Raw genomic sequence first — 16,715 nt, 5'->3', positions numbered from 1 at the left:
GACATCGTCGAGTGCGACGGTTCCAGACACTACGACGCTTGTGAGGTGTCTTGTTGTGTCGAGTACGCAGCAGGTTGAGCAGGTCGTGACCATCAACGCCGACTACGAAACGGTATTCGAGCTGGTTGCCGACGTGGCGCGGTGGCCGCAGTTTCATCTATCGGCCGTGCACGCGGAATTGGTCGACAGCGACGAAGAGGGCGAGGTGGTCCAATACTGGTCGCTGGTCGGTGATTCTGCCGTTCGCACATGGCGGGCTGTGCGCCGCACTGACCGGCCGGGACGCCGCATCACGTTCACCTACAAGGAGGCCGATGCGCCCGCCACTGAGATCCGCGGGGAGTGGGTGTTCACTGAGCTGGCGCAGGACCGGACCCGGGTTGAGTTGCGCCACCACGTAGGCGCACCGGCTGGCGCCGATCTTGGCCCACTGCTGGACAAGATCAGTCAGGACAGCAAGGAACACCTCGAAACTCTGCGTGACACGGCGGAACGGCGTGCCGAACTGGATGAGCTCGTCCTGTCTTTCACCGACCCGTTGTTCATCGCCGGTTCCATTGAGGACGCCTACGACTATCTCTACCGGGCTGACCTGTGGCCCGAGCGCATCCCACACGTGGTGGGGCTCACCATGGCGGAGGACGTGCCGAACGTTCAGTTCTTCGACATGGATACCAAGGGCCCCGATGGCGCGACGCACACGGTTCGGTCGGTGCGAATCTGCTTGCCACCCAACGTGATTGTGTACAAGCAAATCAGTGTGCCTGCGATGTTGGTCGCACACACCGGTCACTGGCGGTTCACCGAGACTCCGGAAGGCGTCATCGCCGAGGCCCGGCACACCAGCACGATCAAACCATCGGCACTGTCGCTACTGGGCAGCGGGACAACAATCAGTGACGCGCGCCGATTCCTGCGGCGTCTGCTGAGCAGCAACAGCATGAGCAACCTGAGCCTTGCCAAGAGATTTGCGGAGGAGCGTGCAGGCTTCTGATCGGCACTCAGTGTTCACCGAGCAGACAATCGTTGAAAATCAGGAGGGGTGATGGCCGAGAAGACGACCGCCAGAGGCGGGGGAGTGTGGGCTGCGGCCGATCTGGTAACCCCGATGGCGATCCGGGTGGCAGCAACGTTGCGGTTGGCTGACCACATCATCGACGGTACTCGGACAACCGCGGCACTGGCTGAGGTTCTGCGGGCCGACCAGGACGTACTGGGGCGGCTGCTGGAACACCTTGTCGCTGCCGGAGTGCTGTCGAGTACGGGAGCCGGCACCTACGACGTGACTGACATGGGCCGGTACCTATGTGATGGCCAGCCCGAAGGAATGCGATCAGTGCTCGACATCGAAGGTGCGATCGGCCATGCCGAGTTGAGCCTCGTCCATCTGCTGCACACGGTTCGCACCGGCGAGCCTGCGTACCCACAGCAGTACGGCCTGGGGTTCTGGGACGACCTGTCGGCCAACGATGCACGCGCCGAGTCATTCGACGTGCTGATGGGGGCCAGACTGGCGGTGCACGCACCGGCCGTGGCCGAGGGATATCCATGGGGAAGGCTTCGCCATCTCATCGATGTCGGTGGTGGCGACGGCAGCATGTTGATCACCATCTTGCAGTCCCATCCCGAACTGCAGGGGACGGTCATCGACCTGCCTGGGCCCGCGCGTCGCGCAGGCAAGGCCATCGCCGCTGCCGGTCTCGACCATCGTGCCAATGCCGTGACAGGTAGCTTCTTCGATGAACTTCCCGCGGGAGCGGACGGCTACTTGCTGTCGAGCATCCTGCACAACTGGAACGACGCCGCAGCCGCCCAGATCATGCGACGGTGCGCGGACGCGGCGTCCACGACGGGAAGCGTGTTCGTCGTGGACTATTTCAACGACCAGAACGCCCAGACAGAAGGTGACCTGCGCATGCTCTGCTACTTCGGGGGCAGACAGCACACCCCCGAGCAGCTGAGCGAGCTGGCCGGATCCGCAGGTCTCGGGATTGCCTCGATCCTGCCTGCCGGTCGTATGTCCATCGTGGAACTGCGTGCGCCTCGCTGAGTATTCGTGCTCAGTCGAAGCGAGTTGGTGTCGGCGCGTCTAGTCAGCTGTGCTCGATCTGTTGTTCTCGGGCGTCGAGTACCGGGCTTCGATTCCACCCAGGATGATCGCCAGCCCGGTCTCGAACTGTTCGTCAGCCTCCGCGATCTCTGCTGCCTCGGTCATTTTGCTCAGATAAGGGAACTCGCCGGTCGCAAGCAGGGACACGAGATAAGGCTTCATGCGCATCCGCCAGCTATGACGGTCAACGCCGGACTCGTGTGCGTTCGCCCGCTCGGTCAGCTCGGCCTGTACGGCACCGCTGACCCAGGAGTAGATCAGGTTCAGCACGTCGATCGTGTCGTCGATGCGCAGGCCGCAGCCGCCAAGAACGGCGAGATCGCGTTCCATACCGCGCAAGTAGTTGGGGCCGATGATGGGGCGGGTGGCGAGGAGCGGGGCCAGCCAGGGGTGCCGCAGAAACTGCTGTCGCCTGCGGCGTGCCAAGACGATCAAGTCGGCGCGGAGATCGCCAGTTGGCTCCTGTGGCTCGAAGACGGTCGCCTCGTCGATCATCACCGCCCACAGATCCTCCTTGGTGGGCAGGTACCGGTAGAGGGTCATCGCGCCCGCGTCGAGGTTCCTGGCGATGTTGCGCACTGACGCGGCTTCCAGGCCCTCGGCGTCCGCGATCTTGATCGCAACCGCGGCGATCTCCTCGCGACTGTGCGTCGGCGCTGGGCCGCGCATGGATTTCTCCGGTCGCATCCAGATGATGGGTTTGGGGTCCGACACAACAACCAGCATATGCGCGTGAACTACTTGCGTACACCGTACCCGGTGACTATCTTGGAGTCGCGTACACCGTACCCGGTGGGCCGCCTTCGTGCTGCGTACACTGCACCCGATCGGGAGATGATCATGGAAAAATCGATCGTATATGCTAAAGATCTTCGAAAGCAGTATGGGGGCGTCGAGGCATTAACCGGCCTAGACCTGGCCATTCAGCCGAATCTGGTCTATGGCTTGCTTGGCCCGAATGGTGCGGGCAAGAGCACTACCCTGCGCATCCTGAGCACGCTGACCAGGCCCAGCGGCGGGCAGGCTGTCGTCGGCGGTTTTGACGTAGCCAGGGAGCCTGGGGAAGTCCGAAAGGTGATCGGGCTGGCTGGTCAAGACGCCACGCTCGACGACAAACTGACAGGCAGGGAGAACCTGCGCATCTTCGGCCGCCTGTCGCGGTTAGGCGCACGTGGAGCTCGCCGCCGCGCGGAAGAACTGTTGGAACGATTCAGCCTCGCCCATGCCGGCAATCGGCTGGCCGGCACCTATTCCGGCGGCATGCGCCGCCGGCTAGACCTGATCGCCAGCCTGCTGCGTGCTCCAGCGGTGCTCTTCCTCGACGAGCCCACCACGGGTCTCGACGTCCGAAGTCGCATGGAGATTTGGGACACCATCCGCGAACTGGTCGCCGATGGCACCACGGTCCTGCTCACCAGCCAGTATCTGGAGGAGGTGGACCAGCTCGCCTCCGCCGTCGGCGTGATCGACCACGGCCATCTCATCGCCGAAGGCAGCCCGGCCCAACTCAAGTCGCAGATCGGCAGCCACATCGACGTCGTGGTGGAGTCCTCCGACCACCTACCGATTGCCATGACGGTGCTGGAAAGGCTCACTGGCCAGCGCCCGGAGGCGGACGGATCACACATTGTGGTCGCGGCGGTGGGCGTGGTGCCGACCCTGCCGCAGATCGTGCGTGAACTCGACGCATCCGGCGCCGCTATCCGTGATGTGGGGATTCGAGAGTCAAGCCTCGATGACGTCTTCCTATCTCTGACCGGCAAGACCGTTGACTCGGCGAAGCCGGCTGAAACGCAGGAGGTAGTGGCGTGAATGTCCTCATCGATGGTTGGGTTCTGACTCAGCGAAACCTTCTGCGGTTGCGCCACGAACCCGGAACCCTGCTCACCATCATGTTGATGCCGACCGTGTTCGTGGTGTTGTTCGGCTTCGTGTTCGGCAGTGCGATTGACGTACCGGGATCCTCCAACTACCGCGAATTCATGATGCCGGGCATGTTTGTGCTGGGCACCGGGACCGCGCTGTCCTCAGCGATGGTCGCCGTTGCGATGGACCAGTCCCGTGGAGTGATGGACCGCCTGCGCTCACTGCCCACTCACCGTGTGTCTGTGCCGCTGGGACAGAGCGGCGCGGAGGCAGTCATCGGAGCGTACGGTCTGGTGGTCCTGATGGTGTACGGGCTGATCGTCGGCTGGAGGCCACACAACGGCATTGGGCAGACGTTGGCTGGTATCGGACTGCTTCTTCTGTTCCGGTACGCGCTGGCATGGGTCGGTACCTACCTCGGATTGGCTATCCGCTCGGCATCCACCGCGGCCAATCTAGCGCCGTTGACGCTGCCACTCACGATGGTGTCCAACGCGTTCGTGCCCACCGACGGGATGCCGGGCTGGCTACAGGTGATCTGTGAGTGGAACCCGCTCAGCGCACTGGCGACGGCGACGCGTTCGTTGTTCGGCAATCCGGGCACCCCTGGGCCAGACGCCGCATGGCCGCTGACCCATCCGGTGGCGGCGACCCTGCTCTGGGCCGGCCTGCTGCTGGTGATCTTCGTACCGCTCTCGGCGCGACGCTTCTCCCGAGCCGGACTGTAGGTCCGTTGCCGGGCGCAGCCAACGCGCCAAATGACCTCGGAGCTGGGATGACCGGACTTGTTGAAGGTCGGGCCATCCCAGCCCCAACAGAGGCGACCCGCCCCCGGGAACGCCCGTGGACGGCTCACCAAGCTCACCATTGAAATCAACGCTGGATCACGGTTCAACAATGGATGAAGGGGGAGTTATGCGTGTCGTGATTGTCGGGGGTGGCACCGTCGGGTTGTGCACCGCGGTTTTCCTCGCCCGCCAAGGGGTATCGGTGCACGTTCTGGAGCGCCGGGCCAGGGTCAACGACCATCCGAGGGCATTCGGCATCACCGACCGGTCGGCAGAGATCCTGCGCGAGGCCGGCATCGAGGTAGACACGGCGCACTTCGGCCGGGGCTTAATGACGGGGCCGAGCCTCGCCGAACTGACCGCCGTCACGCACAAGTTCGAACGCCCGGAGATCGGCCCGGCGAAGCTGGGCAGTTGCCCGCAGGACAGGATCGACCGGGCCGCACTGGCGCTGCTGCGGGAACTGGGCAGTCGGGTGGACTTCGACAGCGAAGTGACTGCTATCACGGATGGCAGCGTGACCACTGCAGATGGCCGGGTCGTCGAGGGCGACTACGTGATCGCCGCCGACGGAATCCGCAGCAGGGTCCGGGAGCTGCTCGGCATCGGACTGACCGGCCCGGGAGTAGTGGGCAGCTCACACATGCTCAATGTACTGTTCCGCGCGGAACTGCCGGCCCCACCCCTCTCCATGACGTTCCTGCGCAACGATCGGGCATCCGGAATCCTGTACCGAGTCGACGACACCGGCCGTTGGATCTTCCACATAAGGAACGGCGATCCGAACACACCCATCGAGCAGATCCAACAGCAGATCAGGGACGCGACCGGTGTCACGACTGCCGAGCCGGAGATCATCAGCCAGCTGCCGTGGTCGTCAACGGCACACGTGGCCGACGCATTCAGGCGGGGCAACGTCTTCCTCGTCGGTGACGCGGCACACGCGGTGCCGCCGGTCGGTGGTTTCGGACTCAACTTGGGTATCGCCGACGGCCACAACCTGGCATGGAAACTGGCCGCCGGCGGCGATGCTCTGCTCGACACCTATCAAGCCGAGCGTCGTCCGGTCGCGCTCTTCACCATGCAACAGAGTCTGATCCGTGCGGAGAACCACAGCCTGCACTGGAACAATGATCCGGCCCTGGCCGACGACCGGGCGGCGGTAGGTATGGCGGGTGTCATGATTCCCGTGGTCGGCTACCGGTATGACTCCCCCGCAGTGGTCGACCCGGAACCACTGTCGGACATGGAGAACCTCGTACTCGACGGCGCACCAGGCAGCCGCCTGCCACACCGATGGCTGCCGGGTGGACGATCCACAGTCGATCTCGTGCATGGATTCACACTGCTCACCGGGACCGCAGCCGACCACTGGCTGGATGCTGCACGGAAGGTGGGCCTTACGTCCCATGCAGTCGAAGGGTGGGCCGAGGCCGCCAACATTGAGGAGGACGGCGCTGTGCTGATCCGCCCAGACGGGTTCGTCGGCTGGCGTACGCCGACCAAGCGAGCGGTTGGTTCCAGCGAGGAGCAGCTACAGGACGCTCTCGACCGCATCTTGTGCCGACAGAGGCCGAGCGATCTCACACCGGAGGGCTAACACCGGATCTTCGACACGGTCATGCGGCCGACACCGGCACAGCCGGTGTCGGCCGCATGCTGCTTGTCGGCCGTCTCACCGCGGAGCCTGGTTCGAACCGAACACGAACTCCTCTCGAATCGATGCCGCGAAGCTTGGCGCACAACGTCGCCTTCCTTGCTGTCCGCGAAAGCACGCTGCCCCATCGCAACTTCGGTACAGCACGGCGGGCCGAATCATCTCGGCTACGAACTGAGTACCAAGCAGAGGAGGCGGACGATGGATTTCGGCAAGGATCCCTATCCCGAGTACGCGTGGCTGCGTGACGAAGAGCCGGTCCGGCAGGTCATGGAAGGCAAGGGCCTCTACGGATTGTTGGTGACCCGGTACGAGGACGTACGGATGTTGCTGACCGATCCCAGAATGAGCAAGGACCCCCGCAACGCACCGCGCGACTGGCAGGAGGCGGGCAAGGGGCGGCCACTGGAGGATCGGACCGGGTTGGGCACACACCTGCTCACCACTGATGCGCCTGAACACACACGGCTGCGTCGGCTGGTCTCGACCGCCTTCACCGCCCGCCGTGTGGAGGGACTACGCGGCCAGGTGCAGCAGATCACGGACGGGCTTCTCGATGAGATTGTGCCGAGAGGACGTGTCGACCTCGTCACCGAGTTCGCTTTCCCGCTGGCGATCACGGTGATCTGTGAGCTGCTGGGCGTACCCTCGGCGGATCAGGATGTGTTCCGCCGGTGGACGAAGGACTTCCGCCGATGGACGAACAACAGTGGCTCTGCCCAGCCCGACACTGGGAGCGCGCGGCCGGTCGGACTACGTGACCTCCTCGGGTATCTCACCGAACTGGTTGAGAAGCGCCGAAGCGAGCCAGCCGACGGTTTGGTCGACGCGCTGATTGCTGCCAGGGATGACGACGACCGGCTGAATGAGACCGAGTTGCTGTCGATGGTTTCCCTGCTCTTGATCGGGGGCTTCGAGACGACTGTCAATCTGATCGGGAACGGCACGCTTGCGCTACTACGCAACCCCGAACAACTCGCGCTACTGCGCGAGCAACCGCATCTTGTCGATTCGGCCCTGGAGGAGATGCTTCGGTACGACGGGTCGTTCGAGACGGCGACGTGGCGCTTCCCGCTTGAGCCCATAGAGGTCGCGGGGACCCGCATCGAGAAAGGTCACCCGGTGCTCTTGTCGCTGGCCTCGGCCAATCGGGATCAGGCGAAGTTCATGGAACCGGACCATTTCGACGTCACTCGTTCGGACAACGGGCATGTGGCGTTCGGACGTGGTGCGCACTTCTGCCTCGGTGCTCCACTGGCCAGGTTGGAGGGCCGGATCGCCTTCGATGGGCTGCTGCGCAGGCTGCCTGGCCTCGCATTGGCCGTACCACCTGAGGAACTGCGATGGCAGCGGAGTCTCACGATCCGCGGATTGGAATCGCTGCCAGTCACGTTCGATGCCTGACCTTCGCTATCAGGAAAGAGATTCCCATGCCACACGTTGAATTGAGCGCGCGAACGGTGAGCACACGATGAATCGACGGGTCGCCATCACCGGCATCGGCGTGCGTGCCCCAGGCGGTGGAAACGCCAAGGAGTTTTGGGAGCTGATCTCGTCCGGCACTGCGGCCATACGCACCATCTCGCTGTTCGCACCATCCGGGTTCCGCTCCCGGATCGCGGGCGAGTGCGACTTCGATCCGGTGGCGGAGGGCTTCTCCGCACAGGAGATCCGGCGGATGGATCGGAGCGCACAACTCGCTGTTGCCGCAACCAGGGAAGCTGTCACGGACGCCAACCTCGACATGGACACGATCGACCCGCATCGTACCGGGGCCAGCATCGGCAGCGCCATCGGCGGCACGATGAGCTTGGACCGGGAATACAACGTGCTCTCCGACGGTGGCCGCAAGTGGCTCCTCGACCACGAGTACGCGATGCCGCACCTATTTAAGTATCTCGTCCCGACGTCGATCGCTGCCGACGTAGCGTGGCAGGTCGGTGCGGAAGGTCCTGTGGCACTGGTGTCCACGGGATGCACCGCGGGCATCGAATCGGTGTCACATGCGGCGCAACTGATCCGCGAAGGCTCCGCTGACGTGATGCTCGCCGGTGGCTCCGATGCGCCCCTCTCACCGGTTTGCGTCGCCTCCTTCGATGCGATCAAGGCAACGACCCCTCGTAACGACGACCCGGCCACCGCGTCCCGCCCGTTCGACCGCACCCGCAATGGGTTTGTGCTCGCCGAAGGCAGCGCAATGCTGGTTCTGGAAGAGTGGAATCACGCGAGGGCACGTGGTGCGCGCATCTACGCGGAGATCGGCGGTTGGGGCGTGCGCTCGAACGCGTTCCACATGACCGGGCTCCGGTCCGAGGGCACCGAGATGGCCGCGGCCATCGAGGCGGCGCTGCACATGGCCGAGCGTGCTCCCGAGGAGGTGGACTACGTGAATGCGCACGGCTCAAGCACACAACAGAACGACCGGCATGAGACGGACGCGTTCAAGCGAAGTCTTGGCGATCACGCGTTCCGAACCCCGGTCAGTTCGATCAAGTCCATGATCGGTCACTCATTGGGTGCGATCGGCTCGATCGAGATTGCGGCATGCGCGCTGGCCATTGAATCCGGTCTGATTCCGCCAACAGCCAACCTGCATGAACCCGATCCAGAACTGGGCCTCGACTATGTTCCGCTGGAAGCACGGTCTGCAGATCTGCGCACGGTGCTCAAAGTGGGCAGTGGGTTCGGTGGCTTCCAGAGCGCCATGGTGCTGACCAAGGGGGATTCAGATGAGTGACACCGTCCCAAGGACGACGAGCCATCGCGCGGTCATCACGGGCATCGGGGTGGTCGCGCCGAATGGGTTCGACGCCGATGAGTACTGGGACGCCGTCCTGCACGGGCGCAGTGGGATCGAACAGATCACCCGATTCGATCCGGCGCAGTACCCTTCCAAGCTGGCGGGCGAGGTGGCTGACTACGACGTCCGCGAGCATGTCCCTGGCCGGCTGGTGCCACAGACTGATCAGGCCACCCGGTTGGCGCTGATAGCGACGGACGCCGCCGTCAGTGACTCCGACCTTGAGCTTGCTGCCATCCCAGGTGATCAGATTGGAATCGTCACTGGCATCTCCGCAGGCGGGCTTGAGTACAGCCAGCGCGAGTTGGCGAAACTATGGAGCGCCGGGAGCGATCATGTGAGCGCCTATCTTTCGTTCTCTTGGTTCTACGCGGTGAACACGGGGCAGATCTCGATCCGGCATGGATTGCACGGTCCCGGCGGAGTCCTGACCGGACTGACGAGTGCGCTCGACTCCATCGCGCAGGCCCGCCGATACGTGTCCGACGGCCTGTCGGTGGTGATGTGTGGCGCAGCGGAAAGCACGATGTGTCCACTCGGGTGGGTGATCGAGCTGACTACCGGCAGGATGAGCACGGTGAGCGACCCGAAGCGGGCCTACCTGCCTTTTGACACTGCCGCATCTGGCTACCTACCTGGTGAGGGTGGCGCCATGCTCATTGTCGAGGAGGCCGAGCACGCCCGCGAGCGAGGGGCGCGGCCGTACGGCGAGATCGCCGGGTACGCCACCACCTTCGACCCACGGTCAGATTCTGGACGGGAACCCGGACTACGCCGGGCGATCGAGCTTGCACTGTCAGATGCCGACGTGACGCCAGCCGATGTCGACGTGGTGTTCGCGGACGCGGCCGGCGTGGCCGAACTCGACCGCGCCGAGGCTGCTGCTTTGACAAGTGTGTTCGGCCCACGGGCAGTTCCGGTGACCGCACCGAAAACGATGACCGGCCGACTGTACTCTGGTGGCCCCGCGCTCGATGTGGCCACCGCTTCGTTGAGTATCCGGCATAGCGTCATACCACCCATGATTAATGTGACCAACCCCGTCCGGTCCGACCAGCTCGACCTGGTACTCGGCCAGCCGAGGGAAACGAACGTGTCCACCGCTGTGGTACTGGCACGCGGCGACGGCATCAACTCTGCGATGGTGTTGACAGCGGCGTAGCAGAAGCCGATACAACACCTGAATGGACCCACTTCTGGACCGACGCCGTTCAGTTGGCAACCATCAGCAACGGCTGCCACGTACGGCGTCGGCCCGGAAGAGCCCACCCGGTCGCGGTGTGAACACGTCGAGTAGGAGTCGTCTGGGTCACGGCTTGCTCATGATCTCCAGGATGCCGACCGTCCAAGTGAACCCGGCGCCGGCGCCGGCCAGCAGGCAAGTCTGACCGGGCTCAAGGGCGCCCTCGGATGCGAGATGCGCCAGCCCGGCGAACTGGTCGCCCGCGCCGAGATGCCCGACCTGCCGCCCCCAGGACCAGGTCGATCGTTGCGGGTCGATGCCGAACGGATCAAAGTATTGCGCCCGCATCCGCGTCCGGCCCAAGTTCGGCAGCACGTACCAGTCGATGTCGCTGAGCTTTACGTCAGCTTGAGCGCAAGCACGGTCGAATGCCTCCCGTTGTCCCGCTTCGATGCGGCTGAGCAGGGCCTCCACCCCAAGCTCGCGCACCAGGATGTCGCTGTTCAAGTCGATCGGCGATCCGGTGGACAGCGGTGCGTCGCTGAACTGCTCACCCCGGCCACCGTGCTCCAAGCCGGAGTCGGACACTGAGACAAGCCCGCGGAGCTTGGCGAATCCGGTACGGGTGGATAACAGCACGGCTGTGCCGCCGTCACCGCAGATGGTGCTTGGGTCACTTAGCCACCGGTCGAAGCCGGGCAGGCAGAATCGGTCGGCAGTGGTGACCAACGCGGTCGGCCGATCATTGGCAATGAGGTAGTTTCCCGCAAGCTCCAAAGCGACCATGCCGCCGTTGGACATCTGACGGATCTCGATGGCCGGGCATGAGCTGCCGCCGGTGAACCGTTGAATGTACGACGCCGGTGGCCACATGTCGTGGCCTTGGTGGTACGCGCAGGCGTGAAGCAGCAGATGGAGGTCCTCCGGTTCAGACTTGCTGCGTTCGAGCGCGGCCCGTGCCGCCAGTACCGCCATCTCTGGTGCTGACTTGTCCGCTGAGACGCATACCGACTCAATGCCGGTATTCCAGATTCGCGCCTGGTCGGCGAGGCCAGCTCGTGCCGCCTCGCCGAGTGTCATGCGCTCGGGTAGCCACGAAGTCGCGGCGCCGATATAGAGTTCGTGCCTCATTCTTCTTGTCCTCCCACGGATTGAATCCGATACCCGTATCTGGTCAGGGTCCTCATATGCGGCGGAGGCTCGTTCGAGGCCCAGGCGAGACCTTGCCGAATAGCTGGCCACTGGCCGTCGCACGTCGATATCGATGCCATGCGAAAGATCCATTTGCCCGGATCCTGATGATCGTGTGCGGCCGTCGATTGGAACTCGATCGGGTGTCGAAGGATCCCGGCAATGTTGGTTTCGGTGTCACGAGACGAAGGGGGCAGGAATGACAGCGTTCACCCAGGCGGACCTGGTGGGGTACATACGCCGGGCGGCAGGTGAGGACGACGGACTTGACCTGGACGGCGACATTGCCGAGATTACGTTTGCCGATCTGGGCTATGACTCAATCTCGATGGTGGAGGTAACACTCCTGGTCGAGCGAGAGCTCGGGATAAGCCTGCCGGAGGCCAGGACAGGTAAGACCGCGACGCCGAAGGAATTTGTCGAAACCGTCAACGAGTTGCTGCCCGCGTCGAGCTAGCGGTGGGCCCCTGCGGCGCGGAGATTCAACGAGGAGACGCACATGTACAGCACAGAGCACAAGCAACGCTTCGACAACGACGCGCCGGTAGCAACCGAGCAGCTGACTCTCCTCTCCGAGATCCTCAACCGGGAGACGTTCAGCGCCCTGGGCGAGGAAGTACGTGTCGGTCACGGTTGGCGTTGCTGGGAGGTGGGTGCCGGGGACGGCTCCGTCGCCCGCTGGTTGGCCGCCAGGGTGGGAACGTCCGGACATGTGGTGGCCAGCGACATCAAACCGCAGCACGTGCCCAACCATCCACGGATCGAGGCGATCCGTCACGACCTCACCAGTGACCCGTGGCCCGAGCCGAAGTTCGACTTGATTCACGCCCGGCTGGTGTTGATGCATTTGGCTGACAAGGAGGCCATCGCGGCAAGGCTGGCTGAACATCTGCGGCCGGGCGGTGCGCTGGTGCTCACCGACTGGTACTGCGGTTGCGCCGACGAGAGCTTGATCAAGTCTCCCGTTGACGAATACACGGCGCGAATCTTCCAGGACTACCATGATGGCGTGCACAAACTCGCCGGACAGACCGGTATGGACTTTGACTGGGCGTCGCGTACGCGGGACGTGCTCTCTGCCGCCGGCTATCGGGACATCGCGGTTCGGGACTATCAGGCGCCGGGAGAAGGCGGAAAACCGACCGCGCTGCTTGCTCGGCTGCACTCCAGCATGCTGGAGTCCTTCCTGCTGAGCGAAACCAATCTGACCGCCACTGACCTCGTCGTGATCCGAGAGACGCTTCTGAATCCCGAGTTTGAGATGGCGACCAACCACACGTACACGACCGTTGTTCGGGTGCCGAAGTGAGGATGGGCAATACAAAACAGGCCGTACCCGGAAGGTAGGTGCCCAAGAGTTCTGGCGGGGCCAGCTGCCCGTGGCGGTCACAGCCGCGGCAGGGGCAAGGCATTCGCTGTGTGCGTCCCGACTCCGTCCGCCCCATGTATTGAATCGAAGTAGCAGCAGGTCAGACTGGGAAAAGGCCATCGTGCACCTCAGGGTCGAACTTCACTGTTCTCCCCGAGAGTTGCACGGTGGCCCCTCCCTGTTCGGGGCGTTGCGAGCGAAGCAGCCTAGCTGTATTGATCACGGGCGTTGTTGACACCTGACAGGTTTTGAGCATGACGAAGACCCCCGGTGTGGTGGGAGCTGTCTAGGAACTCACCGCACGGAGGTCTTTGTGTCCCACCGTAATGCTCGGCTGACTGTCTTCGGTAGGCGACTGCTGGTCGAGCGTGTCCGCTCCGGCCGCCAGGTCGCGCATGTCGACTCCGCCGTCGACGACCACTCCCGCCTGGCCTACAGCGAGATCCACCCCGACGAGAGAGTCGCAACCTGCGCGGCCTTCCTGGAGAACGCGGCCGCGTTCTTCCGCTCTCACGGCATCAAACGCATCGAGCGGGTCCTGACGGACAACGCCTGGGCCTACCGGAAGGGCCTGGCCTGGAAGGCCGTCCTGGCCGACCTCGGCGCGAGCGGGAAACTCACCCGCCCCTACAGGCCGCAGACCAACGGCAAAGTCGAACGCTTCAACCGCACCCACCTCGACGAGTGGGCCTACCTGCGGCCATACACCTCAAACGACGAGCGGACCGAAGCCCTGGCAGACTTCCTCCACACCTACAACCACCACCGCTGCCACACCGCACTGGCCGGCAAACCGCTCATCAGCCGCGTCAACAACGTTGCGGGTCAATACACCTAGCACGTGATCGCCCAACATCAATCTTGTCAGGAGGCAGGGCCGCGGACTACCGTATGTCGCATGCCAGCAAACATGTGGGGGGGATTAATGGCGCCTTCTGCGGCATTGTTATTAGCGGGAAATGCGGAGCTCGCGCTCGATAATATCATTCAGGAACTGGAGAGCATCTCCATTCGCGCCTGTCGCAGCGAAATGCAAGTGGAAATCGGAGAATTTTCGGTTACGAATGCCAAGGCGCTCGAATCCGCTGCGGAGCGAGCCCGGTTGGTCAATCGCCGAGTCTTGGTTCACAACGTCCCTGGAATTTCGATACCGTCGTGGAATTCATCACCCCAATCGGGGGCAGGCCATGCAGCCTGACCGCGACGGTCGGTTAAGAATCGTACTGATCGACAACCATACGCTGCTGCGCGAGGTGGTGCGCGAGGCGCTTGACACGGAACCGGACATGGCCGTAGTCGGCGACGCCGCCAGCGGTGCATCTGGCATTTTGCACTGTATGACCGAACAGCCCGACGTCGTATTGCTTGACGTGAGTATTCCTGACGGGTCGGCCACCGAGACTGTGCATGCCATCCGTTCGATATCCCCGAACGCCAGAGTCCTGATCGTCAGCATGCGTGAAGATCCGCTGCTGGTGCGTCAACTACTCGATTGCGGCGTCCGTGGCTATCTGAACAAGTCGGTGAGTCGGACCGACCTGGTGTCCAGTATCCGCGCGGTTTGCGCGGACGACATCCGCATCGTGCTGCACGTTTCCGCTGAGGCGCTGACCTACATTGCCTCGGCGTCGAACTACCCTGAGACGCTCACCAAGCGGGAGCTGGAGATCCTGACCTTGGTGAGCAAGGCCATGAGTAATCGTCAGATCTCACGTCGACTGACCATTGCTGAGGGTACGGTCAAGCGTCACCTGGGGACCATCTTCACAAAGCTGGGGGCCCGTTCGCGACTCGACGCGGTCAACAAGGCGATCTCCAACGGCCTCATCGCCCGCGCCGGATAAAGCTGTTGCGTGAGCACGTTGGAGAGCTGGTCGTGGCGCATTCGTGGCTGACAAGAGTATCGAAATACGCGGTGCATCATTGGGTTGTTGCCGTCTCCTGGTGCTGGTCTAATCAATTTCTGGAGAGCCTTTGTTCCCCGCTCTCGGGGACGGTAATCCGGAAATAGCTGAGGCACCACTCGAGGAGAGGCTCGTAGACTGTGACAAGCTTAAACGGCAAGACTGCGCTGGTGACCGGAGGTCGGACCGGCATTGGCTTCGGCATCGCCAGGGCGTTGGTCGAGCGGGGTGCGAACGTTGTGATCACCTCGCGCAGTGAAGACAAACTGCGCGAGGCAGCCGCCCTACTCGGCGATGAACGTGCCGTCGGCGTTGCGGGCGAGGCCAACGATCCCGAACATCAGCGGATCGCGGTGGCGACTGCCGTGGACCGATTCGGTTCACTCGATCTGTTGGTGAACAACGTCGGCGGTACGGAGAGGGATGGGCGTCGGTTGGTCGACATCGATGTGGCGGCGTACCAGCGCACCATCGACATCAACCTGATCACTGCGCTGACTTGGGTCCAGGCAGCCTGGCACGGCTGGCTCGGCGAGCATGGCGGCGCCATCGTCAACATATCCTCGATTGCCAGCAAGCTCGCCGTTCCCGACGGCACCTCATACGGGACGGCCAAGGCGGCGCTGAACCATTTCACCCAACAGATGGCGAACGAGCTCGCGCCTGGGGTTCGGGTGAACGGCGTCGCGGCCGGCACTGTACTCACCGATTTCACCAGGGTGAACGTCGAAGGCAGGGAAGACAAGGTGGTTCGCTCGGTCCCGCTGAAGCGACTTGGTGAACCCGCTGATGTTGGTGCGGCCGTGGCCTTCCTGCTCTCGGACGATGCGTCCTGGATAACCGGGCACACCCTTGTCGTCGATGGCGGCCGGTTACTCCACAACAGGTAACACGGCGCCGGTGCGGTCGAGGATCGGCTGCCAGCGGTCCTCGACCCGTCACCGGGCCTCCTCGCACAACCGGGTCTACCAAGGGGATTGCGCTTAAAGGGGCTTCTCCGACACCCCCCAGTCCGACCAGGAGTCGCGTCCGCCGAGGATCTCTTGGTGCAGCTCTTGTAACACCTGCGACGGGTCGAGCCCGAGCTCGGTCGACAGTGTCCTGCGTAGGTGTTGGTAGGCGACCAGCGATTCGTTTCGTCGACCGCTGGAGGCCAGCGCCTTGATCAACTGGGCGTGGTACCACTCGTTGAGCGGGTCTACCAACAGCATGGCCTTCAGCTCTCCAACGAGTTCCCGATGCCGCCCCAGCATTGCATCGGCCTGGATCCGCAGTTCAACGGTATGCGCCCGCTGCTCCGTGAGATGGACGATGTGCGCTTGGATCGACGGGCCGGCCGTGACGTCGGCGAGTGCCGGTCCCGACCAGAGGTCGAGCGCCTGCCGCAGCAGTCGCGCCGCCGCGGCCGGATCACCCGCGGCAAGCGCGGTGTGGCCCTGCTTGGCAAGCCGGAGGAACGAGCCCAGGTCGAGCAGGTTCGGGTCCACTCGGAGCATGTAGCCGGTGCCGCATGTGGCGAGCACCTGTTCGACTGTATTGTCCGGCACCCACGGCTCGAACTGTCGTCGCAGCTGGTAGATGTATGTCTGTGCGGTGGGGACGGCGCTCTTCGGAGGCTTGTCCCCCCACAGTTCGTCAATGATTGCGTCGAGCATGACAGTGGTGTTCGCGCACAGGAGTAGCTGCGCCAGCACACGCCGCGCCATTGGCGCGGTCGGTGTGCAGTCGCCCAGATCGTTGGTGACGGTTAGGCGGCCGAGTACATGGAATCGCAACACGGACGAATGCCTCCACACGATGCACGTTGGGACTGGCCTCGATCCAGACTCTGCCGATCCCTTTGCCCT

Annotated in this window: 16 protein-coding genes and 1 pseudogene; 14 read left to right on the top strand and 3 right to left on the bottom strand. The window is 63.5% G+C overall.

Features of this window, described 5'->3' with window-relative positions:
* Positions 1-40: 40 nt before the first annotated feature.
* Together OID54_RS07070 and OID54_RS07065 are read left to right on the top strand one after the other, a co-directional pair.
* A complete protein-coding gene (locus OID54_RS07070) occupies positions 41-994 on the top strand; it encodes an aromatase/cyclase (RefSeq protein ID WP_329015549.1) in 954 nt (317 codons plus the stop codon).
* 51 nt (positions 995-1,045) lie between these two features.
* Positions 1,046-2,050, top strand: a complete 1,005-nt coding sequence (locus OID54_RS07065; RefSeq protein WP_329015547.1) for a methyltransferase — start codon at positions 1,046-1,048, stop codon at positions 2,048-2,050.
* A 39-nt stretch (positions 2,051-2,089) separates the two neighbouring features.
* Here OID54_RS07065 and OID54_RS07060 read toward each other — a convergent pair whose 3' ends face one another.
* The gene (locus tag OID54_RS07060) at positions 2,090-2,824 is read right to left on the bottom strand and encodes a TetR/AcrR family transcriptional regulator (RefSeq protein WP_329015544.1); all 735 of its coding nucleotides are present in this window, start codon (positions 2,822-2,824) and stop codon (positions 2,090-2,092) included.
* Positions 2,825-2,950: 126 nt separating this feature from the next.
* On the opposite strand from OID54_RS07060, the gene OID54_RS07055 reads away from it, so the two are divergent.
* From OID54_RS07055 to OID54_RS07030, 6 genes are all read left to right on the top strand, one after another.
* Positions 2,951-3,922, top strand: a complete 972-nt coding sequence (locus OID54_RS07055) for an ATP-binding cassette domain-containing protein (RefSeq protein WP_329015542.1) — start codon at positions 2,951-2,953, stop codon at positions 3,920-3,922.
* Entirely contained in the window at positions 3,919-4,704 is a 786-nt protein-coding gene (locus OID54_RS07050) for an ABC transporter permease (protein ID WP_329015539.1), read from the top strand. Before OID54_RS07055 ends, OID54_RS07050 begins: the two co-directional genes overlap by 4 nt.
* Before the next feature lie 115 nt (positions 4,705-4,819).
* Positions 4,820-6,364: an FAD-dependent oxidoreductase gene (locus tag OID54_RS07045; RefSeq protein ID WP_329015537.1), complete on the top strand. Its 1,545-nt coding sequence runs from the start codon at positions 4,820-4,822 to the stop codon at positions 6,362-6,364.
* 258 nt (positions 6,365-6,622) lie between these two features.
* Entirely contained in the window at positions 6,623-7,825 is a 1,203-nt protein-coding gene (locus OID54_RS07040; protein ID WP_329027313.1) for a cytochrome P450 family protein, read from the top strand.
* A 67-nt stretch (positions 7,826-7,892) separates the two neighbouring features.
* Positions 7,893-9,158, top strand: coding sequence for a beta-ketoacyl-[acyl-carrier-protein] synthase family protein (locus tag OID54_RS07035; protein ID WP_329015534.1), 1,266 nt, complete (start codon positions 7,893-7,895; stop codon positions 9,156-9,158).
* Positions 9,151-10,383 (top strand): ketosynthase chain-length factor, encoded by a 1,233-nt coding sequence (locus tag OID54_RS07030; protein ID WP_329015531.1) that lies wholly within the window; start codon positions 9,151-9,153, stop codon positions 10,381-10,383. Before OID54_RS07035 ends, OID54_RS07030 begins: the two co-directional genes overlap by 8 nt.
* Before the next feature lie 147 nt (positions 10,384-10,530).
* On the opposite strand, the gene OID54_RS07025 is transcribed toward OID54_RS07030, so the two are convergent.
* Positions 10,531-11,535, bottom strand: coding sequence for a ketoacyl-ACP synthase III family protein (locus tag OID54_RS07025; protein WP_329015527.1), 1,005 nt, complete (start codon positions 11,533-11,535; stop codon positions 10,531-10,533).
* Positions 11,536-11,794: 259 nt separating this feature from the next.
* On the opposite strand from OID54_RS07025, the gene OID54_RS07020 reads away from it, so the two are divergent.
* From OID54_RS07020 to OID54_RS06995, 6 genes and pseudogenes are all read left to right on the top strand, one after another.
* Positions 11,795-12,052: an acyl carrier protein gene (locus tag OID54_RS07020; RefSeq protein WP_329015524.1), complete on the top strand. Its 258-nt coding sequence runs from the start codon at positions 11,795-11,797 to the stop codon at positions 12,050-12,052.
* A gap of 42 nt (positions 12,053-12,094) precedes the next feature.
* A complete protein-coding gene (locus OID54_RS07015; protein WP_329015520.1) occupies positions 12,095-12,904 on the top strand; it encodes a class I SAM-dependent methyltransferase in 810 nt (269 codons plus the stop codon).
* 406 nt (positions 12,905-13,310) lie between these two features.
* Positions 13,311-13,802: pseudogene (locus tag OID54_RS07010) on the top strand (integrase core domain-containing protein); the annotation flags it as partial.
* A 60-nt stretch (positions 13,803-13,862) separates the two neighbouring features.
* On the top strand, positions 13,863-14,162 hold the full coding sequence (locus OID54_RS07005; protein ID WP_329015514.1) for a hypothetical protein: 300 nt from the start codon (positions 13,863-13,865) through the stop codon (positions 14,160-14,162).
* Positions 14,152-14,808 (top strand): response regulator transcription factor, encoded by a 657-nt coding sequence (locus OID54_RS07000; RefSeq protein WP_329015511.1) that lies wholly within the window; start codon positions 14,152-14,154, stop codon positions 14,806-14,808. Before OID54_RS07005 ends, OID54_RS07000 begins: the two co-directional genes overlap by 11 nt.
* Before the next feature lie 200 nt (positions 14,809-15,008).
* Positions 15,009-15,758 (top strand): SDR family oxidoreductase, encoded by a 750-nt coding sequence (locus OID54_RS06995; RefSeq protein WP_329015508.1) that lies wholly within the window; start codon positions 15,009-15,011, stop codon positions 15,756-15,758.
* Between the two features lie 93 nt (positions 15,759-15,851).
* Here OID54_RS06995 and OID54_RS06990 read toward each other — a convergent pair whose 3' ends face one another.
* Complete coding sequence (locus OID54_RS06990; protein WP_329015506.1) at positions 15,852-16,646, bottom strand: AfsR/SARP family transcriptional regulator; 795 nt, start codon at positions 16,644-16,646, stop codon at positions 15,852-15,854.
* Positions 16,647-16,715 lie beyond the last annotated feature (69 nt).

The sequence above is a fragment of the Streptomyces sp. NBC_00690 genome (assembly GCF_036226685.1).
Classification (GTDB): Bacteria; Actinomycetota; Actinomycetes; order Streptomycetales; family Streptomycetaceae; genus Streptomyces.
Note: the sequence above shows the minus strand (reverse complement) of the source record. Positions and strands in the feature narration are given on the sequence as shown.